20 protein-coding genes, 1 tRNA gene and 4 pseudogenes are annotated in these 21,287 nt (G+C 64.6%); 10 read left to right on the top strand and 15 right to left on the bottom strand.

Annotated features, from left to right (window positions below):
* Positions 1–112 precede the first annotated feature (112 nt).
* Positions 113–967 carry a MurR/RpiR family transcriptional regulator gene (locus AC6LJ9_RS15935; RefSeq protein WP_498148312.1) on the bottom strand — a complete coding sequence of 285 codons (855 nt, stop codon included), beginning with the start codon at positions 965–967 and terminating at the stop codon, positions 113–115.
* Positions 968–1,191: 224 nt separating this feature from the next.
* On the opposite strand from AC6LJ9_RS15935, the gene AC6LJ9_RS15940 reads away from it, so the two are divergent.
* Both AC6LJ9_RS15940 and AC6LJ9_RS15945 read left to right on the top strand, forming a co-directional pair.
* The gene (locus tag AC6LJ9_RS15940; protein ID WP_498148313.1) at positions 1,192–2,199 is read left to right on the top strand and encodes a Bug family tripartite tricarboxylate transporter substrate binding protein; all 1,008 of its coding nucleotides are present in this window, start codon (positions 1,192–1,194) and stop codon (positions 2,197–2,199) included.
* 11 nt (positions 2,200–2,210) lie between these two features.
* Complete coding sequence (locus AC6LJ9_RS15945; protein ID WP_498148327.1) at positions 2,211–3,164, top strand: M14 family metallopeptidase; 954 nt, start codon at positions 2,211–2,213, stop codon at positions 3,162–3,164.
* Between the two features lie 79 nt (positions 3,165–3,243).
* On the opposite strand, the gene AC6LJ9_RS15950 is transcribed toward AC6LJ9_RS15945, so the two are convergent.
* The 4 genes from AC6LJ9_RS15950 to AC6LJ9_RS15965 all read right to left on the bottom strand — a co-directional run bounded on the left by AC6LJ9_RS15950 (position 3,244) and on the right by AC6LJ9_RS15965 (position 7,172).
* Positions 3,244–3,678, bottom strand: a complete 435-nt coding sequence (locus tag AC6LJ9_RS15950) for a GNAT family acetyltransferase (protein ID WP_212318387.1) — start codon at positions 3,676–3,678, stop codon at positions 3,244–3,246.
* 311 nt (positions 3,679–3,989) lie between these two features.
* Complete coding sequence (locus AC6LJ9_RS15955) at positions 3,990–4,907, bottom strand: PhzF family phenazine biosynthesis protein (RefSeq protein WP_498148314.1); 918 nt, start codon at positions 4,905–4,907, stop codon at positions 3,990–3,992.
* A 142-nt stretch (positions 4,908–5,049) separates the two neighbouring features.
* Positions 5,050–5,898, bottom strand: a complete 849-nt coding sequence (locus tag AC6LJ9_RS15960; protein ID WP_498148315.1) for a hypothetical protein — start codon at positions 5,896–5,898, stop codon at positions 5,050–5,052.
* A gap of 155 nt (positions 5,899–6,053) precedes the next feature.
* Complete coding sequence (locus tag AC6LJ9_RS15965) at positions 6,054–7,172, bottom strand: flavin-containing monooxygenase (protein WP_498148316.1); 1,119 nt, start codon at positions 7,170–7,172, stop codon at positions 6,054–6,056.
* A gap of 156 nt (positions 7,173–7,328) precedes the next feature.
* On the opposite strand from AC6LJ9_RS15965, the gene AC6LJ9_RS15970 reads away from it, so the two are divergent.
* The 3 genes from AC6LJ9_RS15970 to AC6LJ9_RS15980 all read left to right on the top strand — a co-directional run bounded on the left by AC6LJ9_RS15970 (position 7,329) and on the right by AC6LJ9_RS15980 (position 9,797).
* Complete coding sequence (locus tag AC6LJ9_RS15970; RefSeq protein WP_498148317.1) at positions 7,329–8,600, top strand: serine hydrolase domain-containing protein; 1,272 nt, start codon at positions 7,329–7,331, stop codon at positions 8,598–8,600.
* Between the two features lie 53 nt (positions 8,601–8,653).
* Positions 8,654–9,304: an alanyl-tRNA editing protein gene (locus tag AC6LJ9_RS15975; protein ID WP_498148318.1), complete on the top strand. Its 651-nt coding sequence runs from the start codon at positions 8,654–8,656 to the stop codon at positions 9,302–9,304.
* Between the two features lie 199 nt (positions 9,305–9,503).
* A complete protein-coding gene (locus AC6LJ9_RS15980; protein WP_498148319.1) occupies positions 9,504–9,797 on the top strand; it encodes a hypothetical protein in 294 nt (97 codons plus the stop codon).
* A 525-nt stretch (positions 9,798–10,322) separates the two neighbouring features.
* On the opposite strand, the gene AC6LJ9_RS15985 is transcribed toward AC6LJ9_RS15980, so the two are convergent.
* The 3 genes and pseudogenes from AC6LJ9_RS15985 to AC6LJ9_RS15995 form a co-directional block, all read right to left on the bottom strand.
* A complete protein-coding gene (locus AC6LJ9_RS15985) occupies positions 10,323–10,673 on the bottom strand; it encodes a phage minor head protein (protein ID WP_498148320.1) in 351 nt (116 codons plus the stop codon).
* Between the two features lie 342 nt (positions 10,674–11,015).
* A pseudogene (locus tag AC6LJ9_RS15990) lies at positions 11,016–11,342 on the bottom strand (phage terminase large subunit); the annotation flags it as partial.
* Positions 11,343–11,488: 146 nt separating this feature from the next.
* A pseudogene (locus tag AC6LJ9_RS15995) lies at positions 11,489–11,731 on the bottom strand (DUF2280 domain-containing protein); the annotation flags it as partial.
* A 63-nt stretch (positions 11,732–11,794) separates the two neighbouring features.
* Between AC6LJ9_RS15995 and AC6LJ9_RS16000 the strand changes: the two are divergent.
* Positions 11,795–12,193 carry a hypothetical protein gene (locus tag AC6LJ9_RS16000; protein WP_498148321.1) on the top strand — a complete coding sequence of 133 codons (399 nt, stop codon included), beginning with the start codon at positions 11,795–11,797 and terminating at the stop codon, positions 12,191–12,193.
* An 80-nt stretch (positions 12,194–12,273) separates the two neighbouring features.
* Here AC6LJ9_RS16000 and AC6LJ9_RS16005 read toward each other — a convergent pair whose 3' ends face one another.
* Positions 12,274–12,372: a putative metallopeptidase gene (locus AC6LJ9_RS16005; protein WP_498148328.1), complete on the bottom strand. Its 99-nt coding sequence runs from the start codon at positions 12,370–12,372 to the stop codon at positions 12,274–12,276.
* On the bottom strand, positions 12,348–12,773 hold the full coding sequence (locus AC6LJ9_RS16010) for a putative metallopeptidase (protein WP_498148329.1): 426 nt from the start codon (positions 12,771–12,773) through the stop codon (positions 12,348–12,350). Before AC6LJ9_RS16010 ends, AC6LJ9_RS16005 begins: the two co-directional genes overlap by 25 nt.
* A gap of 188 nt (positions 12,774–12,961) precedes the next feature.
* Between AC6LJ9_RS16010 and AC6LJ9_RS16015 the strand changes: the two genes are divergently transcribed.
* The 3 genes and pseudogenes from AC6LJ9_RS16015 to AC6LJ9_RS16025 form a co-directional block, all read left to right on the top strand.
* On the top strand, positions 12,962–13,864 hold the full coding sequence (locus AC6LJ9_RS16015; protein WP_498148322.1) for an abortive infection family protein: 903 nt from the start codon (positions 12,962–12,964) through the stop codon (positions 13,862–13,864).
* Between the two features lie 156 nt (positions 13,865–14,020).
* Positions 14,021–14,545, top strand: coding sequence for a helix-turn-helix domain-containing protein (locus AC6LJ9_RS16020; protein WP_498148323.1), 525 nt, complete (start codon positions 14,021–14,023; stop codon positions 14,543–14,545).
* A gap of 23 nt (positions 14,546–14,568) precedes the next feature.
* Positions 14,569–15,120 (top strand): annotated as a pseudogene (locus AC6LJ9_RS16025) (IS3 family transposase); the annotation flags it as partial.
* 28 nt (positions 15,121–15,148) lie between these two features.
* Here the strand turns inward: AC6LJ9_RS16025 and AC6LJ9_RS16030 are convergent.
* Positions 15,149–16,399: an IS256 family transposase gene (locus AC6LJ9_RS16030; protein ID WP_498148324.1), complete on the bottom strand. Its 1,251-nt coding sequence runs from the start codon at positions 16,397–16,399 to the stop codon at positions 15,149–15,151.
* 52 nt (positions 16,400–16,451) lie between these two features.
* On the opposite strand from AC6LJ9_RS16030, the pseudogene AC6LJ9_RS16035 reads away from it, so the two are divergent.
* A pseudogene (locus AC6LJ9_RS16035) lies at positions 16,452–16,721 on the top strand (transposase); the annotation flags it as partial.
* A 787-nt stretch (positions 16,722–17,508) separates the two neighbouring features.
* Here AC6LJ9_RS16035 and AC6LJ9_RS16040 read toward each other — a convergent pair.
* The 4 genes from AC6LJ9_RS16040 to pheT form a co-directional block, all read right to left on the bottom strand.
* A tRNA-Pro gene (locus tag AC6LJ9_RS16040) sits at positions 17,509–17,585 on the bottom strand.
* A 413-nt stretch (positions 17,586–17,998) separates the two neighbouring features.
* Positions 17,999–18,457, bottom strand: coding sequence for a MerR family transcriptional regulator (locus AC6LJ9_RS16045; RefSeq protein ID WP_249205350.1), 459 nt, complete (start codon positions 18,455–18,457; stop codon positions 17,999–18,001).
* Positions 18,458–18,514: 57 nt separating this feature from the next.
* The gene (locus AC6LJ9_RS16050; protein WP_103273814.1) at positions 18,515–18,853 is read right to left on the bottom strand and encodes an integration host factor subunit alpha; all 339 of its coding nucleotides are present in this window, start codon (positions 18,851–18,853) and stop codon (positions 18,515–18,517) included.
* Between the two features lie 2 nt (positions 18,854–18,855).
* Positions 18,856–21,273 (bottom strand): phenylalanine--tRNA ligase subunit beta, encoded by a 2,418-nt coding sequence (pheT, locus tag AC6LJ9_RS16055; RefSeq protein ID WP_498148325.1) that lies wholly within the window; start codon positions 21,271–21,273, stop codon positions 18,856–18,858.
* Positions 21,274–21,287: the final 14 nt, after the last annotated feature.

The following is a 21,287-nucleotide window of genomic DNA, read 5'->3' on the forward strand; positions in this document are numbered from 1 at the left end:
CACTGCAACAGATGCCGCCATGCAACTGCGCGCCCGGCGCGCCGGCAACATCTGGTAGGAGTTTACGGGAAAATAAACACAGTCTCGCCTGGCGGCCGACAGGTGCTGGCGTTCAGGAGCGTATCCATTGCTCGTCCCACAAGGCCTCGCCGCGCGCGAGCGCCTCGCCCAGCGGCTGCCTGCAGCGCTGCGCCACCGCCGCCAGCAAGGCATTGCACAGCGCCATCGGCGCGGTGTAGGAATCGAACGGCGAGGCGCTGGAACACTGCGCCACCAGCACCTGGTCGGCCCAGCGCGCGGCCGGCGCGGAAGCCGAGTCGGTGATCAGCACCACCTTCGCGCCGCGCTCGCGGAATACCCGCAGCGCCTTGGCCGCCGCCACCGAGTAGCGGCGGAAGGTGAAAGCCAGCAGCACGTCGCGTTCGTCCACCCATAGCAACTGGTCTTCCAGGAACAACGGCCCCTGCGTGGCCAGCGGCCGCACGGCCGGCAGGCACAGGTTCAGGTACAGCGCCGCGTAGCCGGCCAGCGGCGCGGCCTGCCTCAGCCCCAGCACATGCACGCGCGCCTTGCGCTGCGTCAGCGCGCGCACGGCGGCCTCAAACACCGCCGGGTCCGCCGCGGCGAAGGTCGCCTGCAAATTGTGCTGGTCATGCAGCAGCGCGTTGTGCAGGCAGGCGCGCGCGCCGTGGCCGTCGGCGCCCACGGCGTCGGCGCGCTCGCCCGGCGAAGCCAGCCTGGCGGTGACTTCGGCGCGCGCCTCGGTCTGCGCCTGCGCATAACTGTCGTAGCCCAGCTTGGCGAGCAGGCGCACCACGGTCGAGGCGCTGGTGCCCACCGCCCGGGCCAGCGCGGTGGCGGATTCCAGCAGGCTTTGCGGATAACGCGCCAGCATCTCGTCGACGAGCAGGCGCTCGGTCTTGGAGAGTTTGCGGCCATAGCCCGCGATGCGTTGGTTCAGGTTCATGGTGAGGGCCGATTCTACAAGGACGTTCCCATGATCGGGATGGCGCTTGCGCCTGGCCGCGACCCGACGCGACCCGGGCAGGCCCGCTGGCTCCGCCCTGGCGCGGCCATAGGTGATAACCCCAGGATTTCACAATACTCGTTGCATTTTATAGTTCATATTTGCAATTCACATTGCATATCCAAGCAGCCCGAATTTCTCAAGTCCATTACCCAGAACCTGTCATGACTCACCGACCCGCAGCCATCTGCGTCCGCCGCCGCAGCCTGCTGCAAGCCGGCCTGGGCGCCGCCCTGTTGCCACTCGCTCCCCTGGCCGCCCGCGCCGATGCCTATCCCTCCCGGCCCATCACGCTGGTGGTGCCCTTCCCCGCCGGCGGCTCCGTCGACCTGATCGGCCGCATCTATGCCGAACGGCTGGCGAAGGTGCTGGGCGTGAGCGTGATCATCGAGAACCGCGACGGCGCCGGCGGCTCCATCGGCAGCCAGCGCGTGGCCCGCGCCAAGGCGGACGGCTATACGCTGGTGGCTTCGTCGCAAAGCTCGCACCTGGCCAATCCGCTGATGCACAGCAACCTGGGCTACGACCCGATCAAGGACTTCAGCTCGATATCCCAGCTGTCGCGCTCGCTGAACGCGCTCATCGTGCATCCGGACGTGCCGGCCCGCACGCTGGCGGAATTCGTCGCCCACCTGAAAGCCAACCCCGACCAGCTGCACTACGGCACCGGCGGCGTGGGCAGCATGGGCCAGCTGAACGCCGAGCTGTTCAAGAACACGCTGGACGTCAAAGCCGTGCACGTGCCCTATCGCGGCGGCGGCCCGCTGATCAGCGGACTGCTGTCGAACCAGGTGCAGTTCCTGCTGGACAACCTGGCGCCCTTCCTGCCGTATGTGCAATCCGGCAAGCTGCGGGCGCTGGCCATCGCGGCGCCGGAGCGCCCGGCCTACCTGCCCGACGTGCCGACCTTCGCCGAACTGGGCCATCCCACGCTGAATACGACCTCGTGGATCGGCCTGGCCGCGCCCGCCGGCACGCCGCCCGACGTGATCCAGACGCTGCTGCGCGCCGTGCGCGCCGTCGCGCAGGAGGACGAGCTGAAGCTGACTTTGGAAAAGAACGGCTCGCTGCCGCCCGCCGACCAGACGCCCGAACAGTTCACCGCCATGATGTCCGAGCGCCTGGTCATGTATAAAGACCTGATCGAACGCGCCGGCATCCGGCCTGAATGACGCTGACCGCCATGGACCATCCCGACTTCGCCCCCGACACCGCGCCGCTGGAAGTACTGCCGCGCGACCTCTCCGCCTATCGCGCCGGCAACACCGGCGTCGACTATGTCCACCGCTTCGAATCTGGCCGCCCCGGCCCGCACGTACTGATCAACGCGCTCACGCACGGCAACGAAATCTGCGGCATGGTGGCCGCCACGCACCTGCTGGACAACGCGGTGCGCCCCAAGATCGGCACGCTCACGGTGAGCTTCGCCAATATCGAAGCCTACGAGGCCTTCGACCTGGAGCGCCCGTACGAGAACCGCCAGCTGGTGCACAACCTGAACCGCATCTGGACGCCCGAACTGCTCGATGGCAAGGAGCAAAGCCCCGAACTGCGCCGCGCGCGCGAGCTGCGCCCGGTGCTGGACGCCGCCGACTACATCCTCGACATCCATTCGACGCGCGCGCCGGTGCAGCCGTTCTGGGTCTACTACGACCTGCCGCGCAACGCCGCGCTGGCCACCGCCGTCGGCGCGCCCGAAGTGCAGCTGGTGATGCCGGCGGAACGTTTTCCCGGCACCGGCGTCATGGGCCACGGTCGCCATGGCGATCCGCAATCCGACAGCGGCGGCGCCGTGGTGGTGGAATGCGGCCAGCACTTCGCGCGCTCGGCGGCCGACCTGGCCACCGACGTGACGCTGCGCTTCCTGGGCCACCTGGGCCTGATCGACACGCCGGCGTCGGCCGAGCCGGCGCCGCCCGCTCGGCGCTACATGCTGCTGGAAGTGCACATGGTGAAGTCCACCGACTTCCGCTTCACCCGCCCGGTGCTGGGCTTCGAGGTCTTCCAGAAGGGTGAACTCATCGCCATCAACGCCGGCGAAGAGATCCGCTCGCCTTGCGACGACTGCACCATCTTCATGCCGACTCGCATGCCCGTGGTCGGACGCGAGGCGGTGTACCTGACCGTGCAGATCTGAGCGCGGGCAGGACCCGCGCGCACAACACGGATGCGGCAAGCGCGGGAAGGCGGCCAGTCTTCCCGCGCCCGCTCCGGCCTCACAGGTCCGGGATCAGGCGCTTGCCCATGCTCAGCACGTCGTCCATGCCGAAGCCCAGGCTCTGGTAGAAATCGCGCACGGCCGCGTTTTCCGCGCGGATCAGCAGATTGATCTTGGGGCAGCCCAGTTCCAGCAGCTTGCGCTCGGCCGCGCGCATCAGCGCCGAGGCATGGCCGCGCCGGCGGCAGTCCGGCGCCACCGCCAGGTAGTTGATCCAGCCGCGATGTCCGTCATAGCCGGCCATCGCCGCGGCCACGATGCGTCCGCCGGCCTCGCCCACGAGAAACAGCCCGGGCTGCACCGTCAGCTTGCGGGCCACGTCCTTCTTCGGATCGTTCCAGGGCCGCGTCAGACCGCAGTCGTGCCACAGCTGGATGACGGCGGCCTCGTCAGCCGGATGGAAAGCGCGGATGTTCAGATCGTGATGCGACATGCTTCGTTCCTCGAAATGGGAAAAACGAAGGCCGGACGATACGCCTGCGGGCGGGGATACTGCGCGAAAAACAAAAAGGCCACGGGACATATCGTGGCCTTCTTCAATGCGGCGCCTGGACGGCGCCCGGACGTGACGGGCCACTCAACGCATGCGTCGAGCGGTTCGTCGGGAATCAGCCCGGCCGGGCCGGGCGGTGGTGATCGGATTCATGTGCGCCAGCTTAGCTGCGATACGCAAGCCTGACAAGACAGTCGGCTTGCCGCGTCGCCCGTTCGTGGATGACATCTGCGCCGCGCTCGAGACGCGGCTCAAGACGCGGCAGGTGCCGCCAGCGTGCCTTCCATCACGACCACCGCGCTACCCGCCACGCCCGCCCACACGCCGTCCTGTCGGACCTCCGCATGGGCGTGCAGCAGGCTGGCGCGCCGCATGTCCACGCCCTGCCCCACCCGCAGTCGCAGCGTGGTCCCGGCGCCCCGCAATGCCGCGCGCAGCGCCGTGGCCGCCGCGGTGGCGCTGCCGGTGGCCGGGTCTTCCGTCATGCGGCCCGTGAACATGCGGGCCTGGATATCGGTCGGCCCCTGCCCCGTATCCGCCGCCGTGTCGGTCGTATAGGCATAGATGGAACGCGCGTCGTCCAGCGGCAGCAGCGCCGCATAGCCGGCAGGATCCGGCGATGCGCGGCGTAGCGCGTCGCGGCTGGCCAGCTGGACCACCAGGAAGGTCAGGCCGACCGACACGACTTGCGGCGCGTGCTCGGCCGTCTCGATGTCCCCGGGCGCCAGGCGCAAGGCCCGCGCCACCGCATCCACGGGCGCCAGGGCGCGCCGGGACAGTGGCTGCGGCGCCTGCAACTCGGCGCCGTCCACGTTCGCCCCTTCGCGCCGCAGCGCGATCCGCACCAGTCCGGCCGCCTCGTCGAACACGAACGCGTCCGGCACGGGACGTCCCGATGCCGCCAGCTCACGCGCCAGCACCACCGCCGTGCCGACATTGGGATGCCCGGCGAAAGGTACTTCCCGATCGGGCGTGAAGATCCGCACCTCGGCCGTGTGCGCCGGATCGCGCGCCGGCAGCACGAAGCTTGTCTCGGAGAAATTGAACTCGCGCGCGATGCGCTGCATCTGCGCGGTATCCAGGCCTTGCGCGTCGAGCACGACGGCCAGCGGATTGCCGCCATAGGCGTGGCGGGTGAAGACATCGGCGACAACGTAGCGGTAGGGCATGGAACGGTCCTGGTGGATTGCGCGCGCCGTCCGCGCAAGCTGCGTGGACGGATGCGGGCGCGCAATCAGTATGGGCAAGGTCCGGCCGCGCCGCCATGCACAGAGCGGCCGGGATTGCGCCATAACAGGCTGGCCCGCCCGACTACTTCGCGACGAAGGCCATGATGCGGTCCACGAATGCCGCGTCCACGCCGGCAAAGCCATGGTGCCCGCTGTAGCGGCAGGGATTCGCCTGATCATCCACGCCGCCGCTGAGCCACGCGACCTCGACCTTCGGACCGGCCCAGGCCTTGAACGGCTCGACCCCGGCCGGACGCGTCCAGCGGCAATGGTCCTCGCGGTGGTGGATCGCCAAGGTCGGCGGCAGCCGCGACGGCGTGCCCAGGATGGCTTGCACGCTGTCGCCCGGCCCGGATTCCGGGCTGAGAAAGCCCGAGGACAGTACCACCTTGTCCGGACGCGCGCCCTTCGCCAATCCCTGCGCCAGCCGCTCCGTGCCCTTGCTGGTGCCGATGACGGTCACGGGCGCTTTCAGCCTGGCCATGTAGCCGACCGCCGCCGCCAGGTCCGTACCCAGGTCGACCAGCATCACGTTGTAGCCGCGCGCCGCGAAAGCGTCGCAGTTGCGGATCAGCACGTTGTCCGCGCCATCGGTGAACTGCGCGCCGTCCGTCACGTTCAGGCGTCCGTCGCCGCCCGTCAGCAGCAGGATGCCGCCCTTGGCCTGGTCGGCGCGCATGACGATGTTGCGCACGCCATCTATCGTGACGGTCTCGCCATGCTTGACGACGACGACGGCCGGCCCGGCAGCCCACGCCGGCGACGCCACGGCGATCAGCGCGGCCGCGATGGCGGCGCCCGCGCCTTGCAGGATGCGGCGCGGCGCGGCGCAAGCCGCTGACGCCCCGGTCTCGCACGCAAGGCGGCGCACACCCTGCACGGCGCCCAATCCGCGCGCCCGCGTTGCCCTGGCGTTCAATCCTTGAACCATGTTCTTTCCCCTTTCGCTGTCTGCCACGTCTTGCGCATGCCAGCCATGTGCGCTTTACCGGCCGGCTTCCTGCTTGACCCGGCGCACATGCTAGCGGGAAAGGCCATGAATCCTTGGAGAGAACTGTGAAGAATGGTGCATTTACTTGCGGGCCGTCAGCGCGGCTCCGCCGCCCGTGGCGGCATGGCGGCGGCGATCCGACGATCCGTGTCCTCCCGCTTGATCGCCTCGACGATGCGCCGCGCATCCTCGCCCGCGCCCATGACCAGCGCCGACGCACGGTTGCGCTGCCACGGACGGCCGACATAGGCAAGGCCGGGCACCGGGGAAACGCCCGCATCGTGCAGCAAGCGGCCCTCGTCGCCCAAGGCGCCGGGGATCTCGATCCAATCGGTCCGATCCCGATAGCCAACCGCCCACACCACCGCCGCCACCTGGCGGCGCTCGCCGTCGGCGAACACGGCCGTATCGCCCTCGGCGGCCGTCAGCCTGGGCCGCAGATCGATGCCACGCCGCGCCAGGCTCGCCAGGCCTCGGTCCCGGTCCGGAAAAGGATCCCTGCGCCGCAATGCCTTGCCGAGGAATGACGCGGACGGCGCGCGCATCAGCCCCAGGCTGCGCAGCCACCACCAGATCGATTTGCCCAGCACGCGCTCGGGCACCAGCTTGCGCGGCTTGCCCGTGGCCAGCATCACCGGATGCGAGGCCGAAGCCAGCACGGCCAGGTCGCGGCCGCTGGCCCCGTCTCCCACCACCAGCACCGGCCCGTCGGGCAAGGACTCGTCGGCGCCGAAGCTCTCCGGGGTCAACTGCGGAATCTGAGCGCCGAAGCCGCGCGCGATCGCCGGCACCATCGGCGCCTGAAAGCCGCCCGTCGCCACGATGACATGCGTGGCGGCCAGCGTACCGCCGTCCGACAAGTCGGCCAGGAAGCTCCCCTGCGGCCCGGCGCGCAGGCGCTGGACCGAGGTCGACAGCCGGATGGGCAGCGCGAAGCGCCCTGCGTAGGCCTCCAGGTAATCCGCGAACTCGTCGCGGCCGGCATAGCCGTCCGCGTCGCCCGCCAGGGCCATGCCGGGCAAGGCGCTGAACGCGCGCGTGGTGAACAGCGACAGCGAGGCGTAGCGTTGCCGCCAGACATCGCCAATCCGGGCGCCGCCCTCGACGATCAGAAAAGGAATATCCTGCCGCTTCAGCCAATAGCCCGCCGCCAATCCGGCCTGCCCGCCGCCGATGACCAGGACGAAACGGGAACGCTCCAACGCGCTGGACATGCTTGCTCCTTTCAGTTGAACTGCCAGGCACGATAGAGGCTGTAGCCGCTACAAGGTCCATAGGCGCGTTGAGGCCGCCGGCCATGGCGTGCCCGCGGTCCGATCGCGACTCCCCCGCTCTCGCGCCCCACGTCTTTCGACATCGATCACCGCCCCATGACACTCGCGCTGCACCAGTACCTGCAAGACCTGGCCTCGCACGCCGATCTCCACGGCGTGCTGGGCGTCTACGCCGATGGCGCAGCCGTGGCCGAGCAGGCCTACGGCCATGCGGACCATGCCAACGGCCGCAAGAACGCCCCGGACACCCGCTTTCGCATTGGATCCCTGAGCAAGAGCCACACGGCCGCCACGATCCTGTTGCTGGCGCAGCATGGCAAGCTCGACCTGCACGAAAGCGCCGCGCGGCACCTGCCGGATTGCGGCCTGGATCCGCGCATCACGCCCATGCTTCTGCTGCGGCATCGCTCGGGTCTGGGCAACCACACCGCCCTGCCCGCCTATTGGCCGGAACTGATGCGGCGGCACATCGCGCCCGAGCACCTGATCAGGCTGATCACCGCCTCGCCCCTGCTGGATGCGCCAGGACAGGCCTGCCGCTACAGCAACACCGGCTACGCCGTGCTGGCCCGGATCGCGGAACGCGTCGGCGGCGATGCGCTGCACGACATGCTGCGCACGATGCTCTGGCAAACACTGGAACTGCGCGAGACGGGATCGATCGACACCGCGCACAGCATCGGCTGCATGCTGGACCCGGACAGAACGCCCGCGCCGCCCTTGCATTCCAGCGTGGCATTCGGCGCCTACGACCTGGCCGCCAGCGCGCGCGACCTGGCCCGCTGGTGGCTGTCGCTGATCGACGGCAAGGTCCTGGACGCGGCGCATACCGACTTGATGTTCAGCGGCCCGCCCGGCGACTTCGGTTGCGGCTGGTGGCTGGACGAGATCGAGATCGACGGCCGGCGCTGGCGCAGCGTCGCGCACAAAGGCGACGTCAATGGCCATACGTCCATGCTGCTGGGCCTGCCGGAACGCAGGCTGTGCGCCGTCGTGCTGTTCAACACCGCCTCGACGCCTGCCAGCGCGACAGCGCGACGCCTGCTTGGACTGGCCATGGGCGAGGCCTGGCCTGCCTATCCCGCCGCCCTGAACGAGAACGTCGACGACTGGGCGCAAGGCATCTATCGCGATGAACTGGGCGCGACCTACATCGTCGACGCCGCGCGCCGGCTCATCGCCGCGACGCGCGACTACGGCGTCCCGTGCCGCTATTCGATCCGACCCAGCAAGGCCGGCCCGGATACCCAGGCATGGCGCGCCGATGCCTTCGACGAACGCCACGAGTTCCAGCGCGGCGCGGCTACGCTGACCGTCACCTCGGCGGACGGAAGCAAGCAGCATTGCAGGAAGGTGCAGGCAGCCTGAGCGATGCTCTATAGTCGCTGGATCATCCCAGCCCCTCGCGCGCGGAGTCCCACGTGACAGACAAGGTTTTCTGGCAAGACCCCTACCTGGACCATCTGCGGACCGAGGTGTCCGCAGTCGACGGAGACATCGTCCGCCTGCGCGCGACGATCTTCTACGCCAACGCCGGCGGGCAGGAAAGCGACAGCGGCACGATCGCGGGCATTGCCGTGCTGAAAGCGGAAAAGGACGGCCTGGACATCGCCTACACGCTGCCGCCCGGCCATGGCCTGCACGCCGGCGATGAAGTGGACGTGCGCATCGACTGGGCGCGGCGCTACGGCCTGATGCGTCATCACTTCGCGGCCGAGATGGTGCTGCAGCTGATCTATGACTGTGTACCGGGCATCCTCAAGGTCGGCGCGCATATTTCACCAACGAAGGCGCGCATCGACTTCCAGCGCGCGACCAGCATCAGCGAGCTGTTTCCAACCATCCAACCGCAAGCCGACGCGCTGATCGCCGCCGACAAGCCCATCGTGACGGCGTTTTCCGACGAGGCAAATCATCGGCGGTACTGGGAGGTCGAGGGATTCGCCCGCATGGGCTGTGGCGGCACGCATCCGCGCAGGACCGGAGAGATCGGCGGGATTGCGCTAAAGCGGAAGAATCAGGGGAAAGGGGTGGAGCGGGTGGAGATCGTGTTGTCGGATAGAAATGCCTGAACGCGATAACGCCATATGACCATGGCCGCATGCGCGGAACTCGGCCCAATATCAAAACTGGTCAAGTTTCGACGAAGCAATAGCGAACCCGTATAGCATTCCCCTAGGAACGCAGCTGAGTGCAGGAAGACACCTCCCCTCTGAAATGCCCGGGTGCTCGTTACGACGCAACTCTGACGAAAGTGCCATCATTTATGGAATGATTACCTGCACGGCAGTGATCGCCTTTCATGAAAACTCAGACATACATGTCTATCATGCCCCCTCGGGAGTAGTCTGGCCCGATGAAATGGCCGGATTCATGCCTGTTCCCCGCCCAGGGACGGGAAGAGCGCATGCGATCTATGCCATTCCTGGGCGCCAGCATCTAGGCACATACGGCGCATCAATCAATGAGCTGGAAAATGCCGGTTTTGATGTTTGCATCATCACAAGACCCGCCAGACTCAGCTTCATAACTGTCAACGGCAACCTGGATTTACATCTTGTTTGACCGGACTGTCTCCCCCAGCCATGCGCAACGTACGGTAGCTCCCCTGCCCAAGTCGGCCGCGCCCGATCGCAGAACTCAACGCCCACCCTTGCCAGAGCCGCGTAACTCGTCGTACGCCCCCTCACTCGCCATCCCCGCTATTCAGGCACGGTCAACCTCAGCCGCGTAGCCCCAACAGTTCGTGCCGCGACCCAATGCGCCATCTCCATCAGCGATGGCCGCCACGACAGCACGGAGATAGCCAGGAACGCCTGGTGCTTCTGAACCACGTCGCGGCGTGGGCAGCTTGCCGAATCGGTCAACACCGGCGGGGCGACGAAGTACCCCTCGTCCGTCCGAGTCGCCTTTAGTGGCGCTCGGTCATATCGCAGGACCATAGATTTTTCCTCAATGAACGATCAGCGCGTCCAGGTCGTCGAGCGCCGGCAGCTTCGGCTCGGCCCAACAACGGCGACGGATTGGCTGGCCAGGATGCCCGTCGGCCGGCGGCATGTCCCAGAGGAAAATCTGCCCCTCGCGCGCAACTCACTTTTCCCGTTCGCGTTCGTCCAAGACCCCGCGCCAGGTGTATTCCTTGATGCCGATGTTGGTCTGCCGATACTCGATCAGGTCGCCGTTCAGCTTGCCGATTTGGTCGCGGGCGATCAGTTCCGCGCGCTTGCGCGGTAGATCGTAGGTCTCCCGGATCTGCGCGGCCATGTCCCGCAGCGACGTGCCCTTACGCACCGCGGCCACCACACGCCCATGAAGATTGCTCAAGTACTGTTCCGGTATCGACTTGATCAGGCTGACGTTTTCAGCTTCCCACGGTCGCAGCACACGGGCCAGGCCAGGCTCGACCTTGAACACTTCGACGCCGTAGGCCCGCCGCAGCATCCGGTGGTACCGCTCTTTATTGTACTTCTCGATACGCTGGGCCCCATCATCACAGCCAGGCCCTCGGCTCGGCCATACTCCACCGCAGCGGCGCCTGGAGCCTCCATGAACGCACGGCGCAACGATTCGAACCAACCGTCGTCGCCCTCCGGTGTGTTGCGCAGGTCATCCTGGCGCAACACCACCGGCAGCGCAGACAGATAGTCGCGTTCGTCGCCCAGCGGATATCGCCATTGTTTAGGTGGCCGCGGCGTACGACTTCGCGGATTGGCCGCCAGCATCGGGGATGAGGCCATAGAGCCCTTCCTGTTTCATGTGCTGGAATGCCTGTTCCTGGCTCAGGCCGTTGACATCCTCCCGTGCCAGCCGCTGCATGATCACAATGATCGGCGTGTCCGGGTTCGCCTTCCGGCTTTTCACCGTGGACAACAGCTTGCGGTTGGCCGCCGTGCGCTTGGTTTTGCTGCATGCGTCCTCAGGTTTGAGCGGGCCATCGATGATAATCGCGCCCTGCCAGCCCTCCGCCATGTGGCCGGCGTGGAAGCCCGTGATCGGACCGCCCAGGCTGACCACGTAGACGCCGCCGGCCTTCTTGCCATCCAACAGGACGTTCGATCGCTTCTTCGACTTCGCGTCGTCAGCGATCGCCTGTGGCCAAAGCTCCTGGAACCGGCGCCCGTATGCTCCCGCCTGTTCGTGTATGCGCCGCCCGTCTCCTTGGCGGCCTGCTGCAGGACTACCGCGGCACCGGCGACATTGCCCCGGCCAATGTGCTTCTCGTAGATCCTGCCAAACTGCCGCATCCGGTACACCTGATCCGCAATGGGGATCTCGGCCACTTCCTCCCGGAACCGTCTACAGGTAGCCTCGAACAGATCGACCCACTTCCGGGCCAAGGTCTTGCCGGCCACCTTGGTGGAGTCGTACTGGGCGCCCTGCATGCGCGGCACGTCAATGCCGAACTCGTCCTTCATGGCCCCAGCGACCTGGCTGGGAGTGTTCCAGCAAGCCAGGGCCTGGACGATAAAGTGCTTATGGGCGTCGGTGAGTTTTGCCATTACGTCATGGCCGCCTAAAGGATTGAGCGAACAGGCCGTAGAAGAGGTTCATTCGGAGACAAAATGACTACCGTTCAAGCACCTCTATCCACCGTCTGTGCCGCCTACTTCTTCGCGTTTTGCGTGACAGCCGGGGCATTCACATATACGGTGATGACCGGTCGCAGCTTATGGATTCCAGGCGCCGCGCTATTAGGCGGCATCATCGGCATCCTAGTGGCCATGCTGGACCACACCGGACTCCGCGTCAAAGACGAAGTGTTAGGACCGGCCACCCGCGCGCAATATGCCTATCTGGCGGTGCGCGCGTCGGTGGCGTTGCTCCTGGGATATGGCGCAGCCATCGTTGCGGAAACCGTCATCACGGCCAAGCCCGCGTCGGGTAGCCCCGAAATGTATGCAGTTATCGCATTCGCCACGGCTTACCTGTTTGATGCGTCAAAACTCGCCCTTGGCAAGTAGAGGGCACGCCGCCTTCAAGCAGCACCTGCAGGCTTGCGCTATGTCCAGCCGCGGCACAGCCGACGGGGCGTCAGCGGCCGCTACGACCTGTTGAACGTCAGCCGACGGCCCGTACGCGCCACTACTCCCACGAACTCTTCCACGTCGTGGCCGACTATGCGCAGCTTCGGCCTGCCCAGCTTGTCGAAGGCCGACGCGCCGTACGGATCGGGCGCATGCCCGATGTGGTAGAGCCATGCTCCACCAGAGCGCAGAACTCGGCGTCGGTGCAGCCGGCGCAGTAGTCGGCGGCAAATGTGATCAGGAATGCCGGCACGCGGCCGAACCACTCAATCATCTGCTGTTCCTGGCGCGCCTTCTGCCAGCCACCGGCGCAGAACATCACCAGCTCAACCTCGCCCAGCTCTACGCGGCCGGCCTTCTCGAAGCCGGACGAGGCCCACAGGAACGCCAGGTCAGCATCGACTAAGTGGGCGTGATCCGGATTGTGGATGAACACGCTCGGTGCAAAAATCGCCGATTCCGTCCAAGCCTGCAATGCTGGCGCTGGACAAAGCAACAACATCGCGTCGCCCTGCATACTCCCGAACAAATCGCTTGGCGGCCTCGGGCTTTGCATACTGACGCTGCTTCTACGGAAGCGCGTCATCTCGTGCCATCCCATTCTTTTGGCCCAAAGGCTACGGTGAATTGGCCGTTGCCAGACAAGCGCAACAAGTCTGCATCGAAAATTTGTTACATTCCAGGAAAATTCCCAAAGGTGACTGTATGGCAATAACTGACATTTATTCCAAGCGGGCGAGTCGAGCCGAGGGCCTTTTAAGCGACGTTTATTCTTATGACAATGCTCCCTCAGAACTCCGGCATCAAATTGTCCATATCTTGACCGACTTAGTTGGGAACATTGAATATCGCAATGTCGGAGCGAGAGTCATTTTTGAATATATTGACGCCACTCTGAGCAGAGAATTTGGCGTTCCAAGTCTCACTCAATATGACACGGGCAAATCTGCAGTAACCGAATTCGTTGTCCACACCAAACAGGTCGACAGACTTCTGGATGTCGTGGAATTCGGCGTTCGTACTTGTCGCAGGCTGGCCGACAACGATCCAAGCACTGAATCGAAGATCGATGAACTCGTCGATGAGTTCAATCTTAGATGCCGGGAGTCGTCCTTCGGCTATCAAATCGAGCATGACGCCATACTTCGTATCGATTCCACCTACACACATAGTGAAATCATCAAGCCAGCCCTAAATCTCCTCGCTGACGCGCAGTTCTTAGGTCCCAATCAAGAATTCCTTAGTGCGCATGAGCACTATCGACATGACCGCTTCAAAGAGTGCATTGTCGATTGCCTTAAGGCATTCGAAAGCACAATGAAAACTATCGCGAATATAAGGGGCTGGACCATCCCCACCAAGGCAACAGCGAAGGATCTAATTGACGCCTGCTTCGAGAACAACTTAATCGATTCAATGTTGCGCTCGCACTTTACTGGATTGCGTTCGACGTTGGAGGCTGGAGTACCAACCCTGCGAAACAAAGTGGCAGGGCATGGGCAAGGAGCTGTTCCCATCGCTGTTCCCGGCTACCTCGCACAATACGTGCTCAATTTGACGGGAACCAATATCAGCATGCTTGCACAAGCGCATACGCAAACGAAATGAAGTAGGCGTGGAGAGTCATGATGTGACGGTAGCGGCCTTCTTACGCTGCACTTTCGGTCTGGCCGACGGTAGCTATCATTCCACGATGAAAAAAGCCCCTCGGCGTGAACTGACCCCCGAAAGTTGGACATAGACCCAACCTTCGGGGGTTTTTACATGGCGAAGTACGACGAGCATTTCAAGCTGGAGACGGTCCAGCAGTATTTATCGGGGGAGTTCAGTTTTCGGGAGTTAGCGCAGGTTCGGGGATTGGACCATTCCCAGGTGCGGCGGTGGGTGTCGGCATACGAGGTCCACGGCAGACAAGGGTTGCGTAAGCAGTACGAGCGATACAGCGCCCAGTTCAAGCAAGAAGTGCTTGAGCGCATCGAGCGCGACGGGTTATCGGACCGTCAGGCGGTGGCGGCTTATAACCTTCGCGATGCGGGCGTGATCACGCGTTGGCGTCGCCAGTATGATGCGGGAGGACTGGGCACGTTGGCGCCCAAATGTAAAGGCCGACCTATCATGCCCCACAAGCACCCGCCCGCGCCGATTCCCAAGGAGATGACTGCTGAGCAGATGCGCGAGGAGCTGGCCTATTTGCGCGCGGAACTCGACTACCTAAAAAAACTCGATGCCTTGATCCAGGCGGAACGGACCGAAGCGCTGGTGAAAAAGCGCAAGTGGTCCAAGGATTGAGGCATCGTCATCCGCTGCGGCTGTTGCTGCGAGCAGCTAAGCTCTCGCGCAGCACTTTTTACTACCACCTGAAGGCGCAGGGTGCGGTCGACCAGTACGTCGCGCTCAAGGCCAGGATTTGTGCCGTCTACACACGCCACCGGGGCCGCTACGGTTACCGGCGCATCACGGCTGCGCTGCGCCAAGCCGGTCAGTGCGTGAACCACAAGACGGTGCAGAAATTGATGTGATCGCTGGGACTGAAGTCCTTGGTACGTCCGAAGAAATATCGTTCGTATCGGGGCGAGGTGGGCCGCGCGGCGCCGAACGTGCTGGCGCGCCAGTTCGAGGCCGACAGGCCTAACCAGAAGTGGGTCACCGATGTGACCGAGTTCAAGGTGCACGATCAGAAACTGTATCTGTCGCCGGTGATGGACCTATACAGCGGTGAGATCGTTGCCTACGAGACCAGCACGCGCCCGTTGTTCGGGCTGGTGAGCAACATGCTCAAGAAGGCCCTGCATCGCCTGTCACCGGGCGACGCCCCGCTACTGCACTCCGATCAGGGTTGGCAGTACCAGCAGGGGAGTGTCAGAAATTCCGTGTTCAAGGCGGGCTTAGGAATTACACAGAAGGCCTGATGAATCGTTCCTGATAGAGGATAGCGAATTGGTTCATGGCCTGCTTCCAATCGCGAGCCGGCCGTCCCCAATCTGCGGTGATATTGCGCAAGGCCAGCCAGATCAGCTTTGTTGCCGCATCGTCGGACGGGAAATGACCTCGCGTCTTGATGATCTTGCGCAACTGGGCATTGATGCTTTCGATGGCGTTGGTCGTATAAATCACTCGGCGCACCTCTGGCGGAAATGCGAAGAAGGGAATCACGCGATCCCAGGCGCTGCGCCACGCGGCGCGGATCGTCGGGAATTTCTGCCCCCAGGGGCCTTCGGAGAAGGAATCAAGCTCAGCCTCGGCTGTCTCGGCGCTCGTGGCGGTATAGATCGGCCGAATGGCTGCGGCAAGCGCCTTGCGGTCCTTCCAAGTCGCGTAATCCAGGCTGTTGCGGATCAGATGCACGATGCAGGTTTGCAACGTGGTCGCGGGAAAGACCGCGGCCAGGGCCTCGGGCATGCCCTTCAAGCCATCGGTCACGGCGATCAGGATATCGCCCACGCCTCGGGTCTTCAGATCATTGAAGACCTTCATCCAGAACTTGGCGCCTTCGGTGCCCTCGATCCAAAGGCCAAGAATGTCGCGTGAACCATCGGGCAACACACCCAGCGCCAGGTAGATGGCCTTGTTGCGTACGACCGCATCCTGGCGGATCTTGACCCGCAGCGCATCAAAGAAGACGACCGGGTACATCGGTTCCAGAGGCTGAGACTGCCAGGCAGTGACCTCGGCCATGACCTCATCGGTCACTGAACTGATGAACTCCGGTGAGACCTCGGTGGCATATTGCTCCAGCAGAAATCCCTGGATCTCGCGCACCGTCATGCCTCGGGCATACATGGCGACGATCTTGTCGTCAAAACCTGTAAAACGCCGTTCGTGCTTGGGAATAAGCAGCGGCGCGAAGCTGCCGTCGCGGTCGCGCGGCACCTCGATACGCACAGGGCCTTCCTCGGTGAGCACCGTCTTGGCGCCCTTGCCATTGCGCTGGTTGGCGACATCGGCCGGCTTGGCTGCACCGCTCGGATAGCCTAGATGATGGTTCATCTCGCCTGCGAGCGCTCGCTCAATCAATGCCTTCTTGAAAGCCAGAGAGGCGGCGTTGATGGCTTCGGCCGTCATCGGGCCGTTGCCGAACGACTCCAACAGCTCAGGGGGAATAGCTGGCAGATCCGCCAGCTTGGACTTCGGGGTGCGAGGCATACATGCTCCTTGGACGTATGTTATGCCTTGAACACGAAATTAATGACAGGCCCACCAGCAGCCCAGCTACCGGCGCCTGCTGGCCGACCACGGCCTTGTACAAAGCATGTCGCGCAAGGGCAACTGCCTGGACAACGCCGCCATGGAGAGCTGGTTCGCCACACTCAAATCCGAGTGCTTCTACCTGAACCGCTTCGAAAGCACTGCGCAGCTACAGAACGCTATCGGCCAGTTCATCCACTACTACAACCACCAACGCATTCGACTCAAACTAAAAGGCCTGAGCCCGGTGCAATACCGGACTCAGGCCTTGACTGCCTAGACTTTTAAACTGTCCAACTTCTGGGGGTCAGTTCACTTTTGGCCGAGGCATTTCTTTTGGTCGCACTTGCTACGAGTCTTGGCGGATTTGCAGATCCTGTCCCAGCTTGTCAACTCGCACATTGGAGAAACGCCTTGGCCTCAACCCAGCTAGTACCTAGCGGTGAGTTCAACAACGAACTGAGCCCGCAGGCCTTCGCCTTGGACAAGCTGCTCGCTGTCGCGTTCCACAAGAGTTCCTAGAAGAACTTCCCGATTGCCCTCGACCTTGCACAACGCGCCTCATCGTCTGCAAAGGGATATCTCGGAAGTGCGCCAATGCACATGGCGGCCTTCAGCCGCTCCAAGCAAGACACGAAGCTCGCCATTGCACTGCTCGAATATGTGGGGAAATGGAAGGGGACTATAGTGCTTGCCAATAGCGTCCTCCTACGAAGTCACCACGAGGTCAGCGAGGTCTTGCGCTGCTTCTTGGAGGCGTCCCAATGCACCGACTAGCGTAGAGCGCGCAAGCGCGCCTGTGCGTGCATGATCTGAAACACACTTTCGGACGCCGGCTGCGCGCGGCCGACGTACCGGAGGAGGATCGCCGCGCACTACTCGGCGGCCGAGCTGGCCAAGCTGATCGAGTATGCGAACCGCATATCAGCAACCGATACGCGCAGTCCGGCGTTGACGATGTTGAAGCGGCGGGCGGCTTGAGGACGGGACGGTAGGATGTCCCCACGAAAATCCCCACAATGAAAAAGGCCGTTAGTGAGTACTCTCACTAACGGCCTTGGAACTGCTGGTCGGGACGGCGGGATTCGAACTCGCGACCCCTTGCACCCCATGCAAGTGCGCTACCAGGCTGCGCTACGCCCCGAAAGAAAAAGATTATAGCAGAGCAAAAAATTGTTTGCACGCACTCACGCAAAAAATTTTGCAGATGCTCGAAAAAAATTTGGAGCACGCGTTGAACATGCTTGCGTGGGCCCTGTTGAATGCAAGGGATACCCTCGTGCCTGTCGATGTGCAATCAACAGGCCCACCATCCGCAAGGGAGCGCCAGGTCGCCACCACCTCCCCAACGGCCACGTCGAGGCCGGCGACGTGGCGGCTCCAGGCACGACAAGGTCAGGCCACGGCAACGCAACCGCGACTGCGCCACGCGATGCACAAGCATGCGACAACGCACGTCGCGCATAGCAGCTCAGGCTACGCTGACTTCAAAAACAAGGGAGACGTATTGCCGGCAAACACCGCGCCGGCACGAGGCCGGCGCGAGCGCAAGCGGAATCAGGCTGCCGGCGCGGACACGCCGGAGGATTGAACGCTGGCGGCGTGCGTGTCGCCAGCTTGCGCGCCGGGCTTCATGCCCAGCGCTTCGCCCAGCATCGCCGACACATTGCCCAGCTCATTGCGCAGGGCCTGCATCTCGGCGCCGGACAGGCGCACGGCGGCGTCCTGGTCATGCGGCGTGTCGCGCGCGTCGCCGAGGCGATTGCGCGCGCCGCTGATGGTGAAGCCTTGTTCGTACAGCAGCGAGCGGATGCGGCGAATCAGCAGCACTTCGTGATGCTGATAGTAGCGGCGGTTGCCGCGCCGCTTCACCGGCTTGAGCTGCGTGAATTCCTGTTCCCAGTACCGCAAGACGTGAGGCTTGACGCCGCACAGGTCGCTGACTTCACCGATGGTGAAGTAACGCTTGGCGGGAATGGGCGGTAAGGTGGTAACGGTGGATTCGGGACGTGTCATAAGTGGATTTTATGCCGCGTTGCGTCGAGCGCCGATAACATTTACCGACAAAGCGTATCACTCCACGGCGTCGGGCGCAGCCGGCGTGGCCTGCTCCACGACGCTCTTGAGCTTCTGGCTGGCATGGAACGTCACCACGCGGCGCGCGGCGATGGGAATGGTCTCGCCCGTCTTGGGATTGCGACCAGGGCGCGGCGGCTTGTCGCGCACCTGGAAGTTGCCGAATCCCGAGAGCTTCACGGAGTCGCCGCGCGCGAGCGCGTCGCGGATCTCTTCGAAGAACGTGTCGACGATGTCCTTGGCCTCGCGCTTGTTCAGGCCGACCCGCTCGAAGAGCAGCTCGGCCAGTTCAGCCTTGGTCAGGGTACGCGGCTCGGCAAGCATAGTGTTCCCCATGTTCAAGCGCGTAGTCGCGCGCCGTGGGCGCTGATCAGGGCATCCCTGATGCGCGCCATGCAATCCGCCACCCGGGCGTCGTCCAGCGTGACCTCAGTGTCCTGTAGCCAGAATCGGAAAGCAAGACTTTTCTCGGCCGCGGGAACGCCGTCCTGGGACTTCTCGCGCCACACGTCGAACAGGCGCAGGTCGCGCAGCACGGCCAGTTGGGGATCGGTCTTGGCCAGCGCGGTGACGGTGTCCAGCATGGACTGGACCGGCACCTGGGCGTCGACCCACAGGGCCAGGTCGCGCACCACGATGGGCTGGCGCGACTGCTCGCGGACCTGGGGCAGCTCGCCTTCCGACAGCGCGGCCACGTCCAGTTCGAACACCACCGGCGCATGGGCCAGGTCGGCCTGCTGCGCCCAGCGCGGGTGCAGTTCGCCGATCCAGCCGACGACCTTGCCGTCCAGCGAGACGCGGGCGCTGCGGCCGGGGTGCAGCGCGGGATGCGCGGCGGCCTCGAAGCGCAGGCGGTCGCCGCGCGCGCCGAACAGCGCCTCGACATCCATCTTCACGTCGTAGAAGTCGACGTGGCGCGCGGGCGCGCCCCACTGCTCTTCCACGGCCGGGCCCCAGGCGGCGCCGGCCAGCATCAGCGGCTGGCGCACGCCGGCCACCATCAGCGGGCCGTCCTGCACGGCGGCGTCGCGCGTGAACACGCGACCCAGCTCGAACAGGCGCACGCGGGTCTGCTTGCGATTGGCGTTGTGGACGATGTTGGCCACCAGGCTCGCGATGAGGCTGGAACGCATCACCGACAGATGGCTGGCGATGGGATTGACCAGGCGCACGGGGTCGGTATTGCCGGCGTAGTCGCGTTCCCAGTCGGCCTCGACGAAGCTGTAGTTGACCACTTCCTGGTAGTCCTGCGCGGCCGCCAGGCGGCGCAGGGCGTGGTTGCCACGGCGAACTTCGGGCAGCGAGAACATCTTGGCGCGCGCCATGGGCGGCACGGTGGGAATGTTCTCGAAACCGTAGATGCGCGCGACTTCCTCGATCAGGTCTTCCTCGATCTCGATGTCGAAGCGGAACGACGGCGGCGTGACGACGAAGTCGTCGCCTTCAATCGTGTATTCCAGGCCCAGGCTGCCGAAGATGCGGCCGACATCGGCCTGCGTCACCGGCACGCCCAGCACGCGGTGGCAGCGCGCCAGGCGCATGCGCACGGGTTCACGCTTGGGCAGGTTGACGATCTGGTCGTCCAGCGGACCGGCCTGGCCGCCGCAGATGTCGATGATCAGGCGCGTGATGAATTCGATGTGCTCGGGAATCGTGGCGTAGTCCACGCCGCGTTCGCCGCGATGGCTGGCTTCCGAACTGAACTTGTAGCGACGCGCGCGGCCGGCCAGCGACTGCGGCCACCAGAACGCGGCTTCCAGATATATGTTCTGCGTGTCCAGCGTCACGGACGTGGCTTCGCCGCCCATGATGCCAGCCAGGCTTTCGACGGTGTCGCCGGCCACCACCACGCCGACCTTGGCATCCAGCGTGACGGTCTGGCCGTTCAGGAGTTCCAGCGTCTCGCCTTCGCGGGCCCAGCGCACCGACAGGTCGCCCTGGATCTTGTCCAGGTCGAACACGTGCGACGGACGGCCCAGCTCGAGCATGACGTAGTTGGAGATGTCCACCAGCGCCGACAGCGAACGCTGGCCGGCGCGCTCCAGGCGCGTCTTCATCCATTCCGGCGTGGCGGCGCGGGCATTGACGCCGCGGATCACGCGGCCGCCGAAACGGCCGCACAGATCGGGGGCCTCGACCTTGACGGGCAGGCGCTCGTCCAGCGTCACGGGCACGGCCTTGGCGGTGGGCACCGACAGCGGCGCGCCGGTCAGCGCGGCGACTTCACGGGCCACGCCCAGGATCGACAGGCAGTCGGCGCGGTTCGGCGTGAGCTTGAGCGTGAACAGCGTGTCGTCCAGGTCCAGCGCGTCGCGGATCGACAGGCCGGGAGCCAGGTCGCCGGACAGTTCCATCAGGCCGGCGTGATCCTGGGACAGGCCCAGCTCGCGCGCCGAGCACAGCATGCCGGACGATTGCACGCCGCGCATCTTGGCCACGCCGATCTTCATGCCGCCGGGCAGCTCGGCTCCGACGCGGGCCAGCGGCACGGTCAGGCCGGCGGCCGCGTTGGGCGCGCCGCAGACGATCTGCAGCAGCGCGCCGGAGCCGTCGTCCACTTGGCAGACGCGCAGCTTGTCAGCGTCCGGATGCGGCGCGATCTCGACGATGCGCGCCACGACCACGCCGCTGAACGCGGGGGCCGCCGGCACGGCGTCTTCGACTTCCAGGCCGGCCATCGTGAGCCGGTGCGCGAGTTCATCGGTTGCGATCTCGGGATTGACCAGGGAACGCAGCCAGGATTCGGGAAATTGCATGATCAGCCGTCGCT

The sequence above is a fragment of the Achromobacter sp. 1011811831 genome, assembly GCF_059760905.1.

Excerpts from the sequence above, each read along its gene's own strand:
- AC6LJ9_RS15935 (WP_498148312.1), bottom strand. The coding sequence starts at position 967 with ATGAACCTGAACCAACGCATCGCGGGCTATGGCCGCAAACTCTCCAAG.
- AC6LJ9_RS15940 (WP_498148313.1), top strand. The coding sequence starts at position 1,192 with ATGACTCACCGACCCGCAGCCATCTGCGTCCGCCGCCGCAGCCTGCTG.
- AC6LJ9_RS15945 (WP_498148327.1), top strand. The coding sequence starts at position 2,211 with ATGGACCATCCCGACTTCGCCCCCGACACCGCGCCGCTGGAAGTACTG.
- AC6LJ9_RS15950 (WP_212318387.1), bottom strand. The coding sequence starts at position 3,678 with ATGTCGCATCACGATCTGAACATCCGCGCTTTCCATCCGGCTGACGAG.
- AC6LJ9_RS15955 (WP_498148314.1), bottom strand. The coding sequence starts at position 4,907 with ATGCCCTACCGCTACGTTGTCGCCGATGTCTTCACCCGCCACGCCTAT.
- AC6LJ9_RS15960 (WP_498148315.1), bottom strand. The coding sequence starts at position 5,898 with ATGGTTCAAGGATTGAACGCCAGGGCAACGCGGGCGCGCGGATTGGGC.
- AC6LJ9_RS15965 (WP_498148316.1), bottom strand. The coding sequence starts at position 7,172 with ATGTCCAGCGCGTTGGAGCGTTCCCGTTTCGTCCTGGTCATCGGCGGC.
- AC6LJ9_RS15970 (WP_498148317.1), top strand. The coding sequence starts at position 7,329 with ATGACACTCGCGCTGCACCAGTACCTGCAAGACCTGGCCTCGCACGCC.
- AC6LJ9_RS15980 (WP_498148319.1), top strand. The coding sequence starts at position 9,504 with ATGATTACCTGCACGGCAGTGATCGCCTTTCATGAAAACTCAGACATA.
- AC6LJ9_RS15985 (WP_498148320.1), bottom strand. The coding sequence starts at position 10,673 with ATGCTGCGGCGGGCCTACGGCGTCGAAGTGTTCAAGGTCGAGCCTGGC.
- AC6LJ9_RS16000 (WP_498148321.1), top strand. The coding sequence starts at position 11,795 with ATGACTACCGTTCAAGCACCTCTATCCACCGTCTGTGCCGCCTACTTC.
- AC6LJ9_RS16010 (WP_498148329.1), bottom strand. The coding sequence starts at position 12,773 with ATGCAGGGCGACGCGATGTTGTTGCTTTGTCCAGCGCCAGCATTGCAG.
- AC6LJ9_RS16015 (WP_498148322.1), top strand. The coding sequence starts at position 12,962 with ATGGCAATAACTGACATTTATTCCAAGCGGGCGAGTCGAGCCGAGGGC.
- AC6LJ9_RS16020 (WP_498148323.1), top strand. The coding sequence starts at position 14,021 with ATGGCGAAGTACGACGAGCATTTCAAGCTGGAGACGGTCCAGCAGTAT.
- AC6LJ9_RS16030 (WP_498148324.1), bottom strand. The coding sequence starts at position 16,399 with ATGCCTCGCACCCCGAAGTCCAAGCTGGCGGATCTGCCAGCTATTCCC.
- AC6LJ9_RS16045 (WP_249205350.1), bottom strand. The coding sequence starts at position 18,457 with ATGACACGTCCCGAATCCACCGTTACCACCTTACCGCCCATTCCCGCC.
- AC6LJ9_RS16050 (WP_103273814.1), bottom strand. The coding sequence starts at position 18,853 with ATGGGGAACACTATGCTTGCCGAGCCGCGTACCCTGACCAAGGCTGAA.
- pheT (WP_498148325.1), bottom strand. The coding sequence starts at position 21,273 with ATGCAATTTCCCGAATCCTGGCTGCGTTCCCTGGTCAATCCCGAGATC.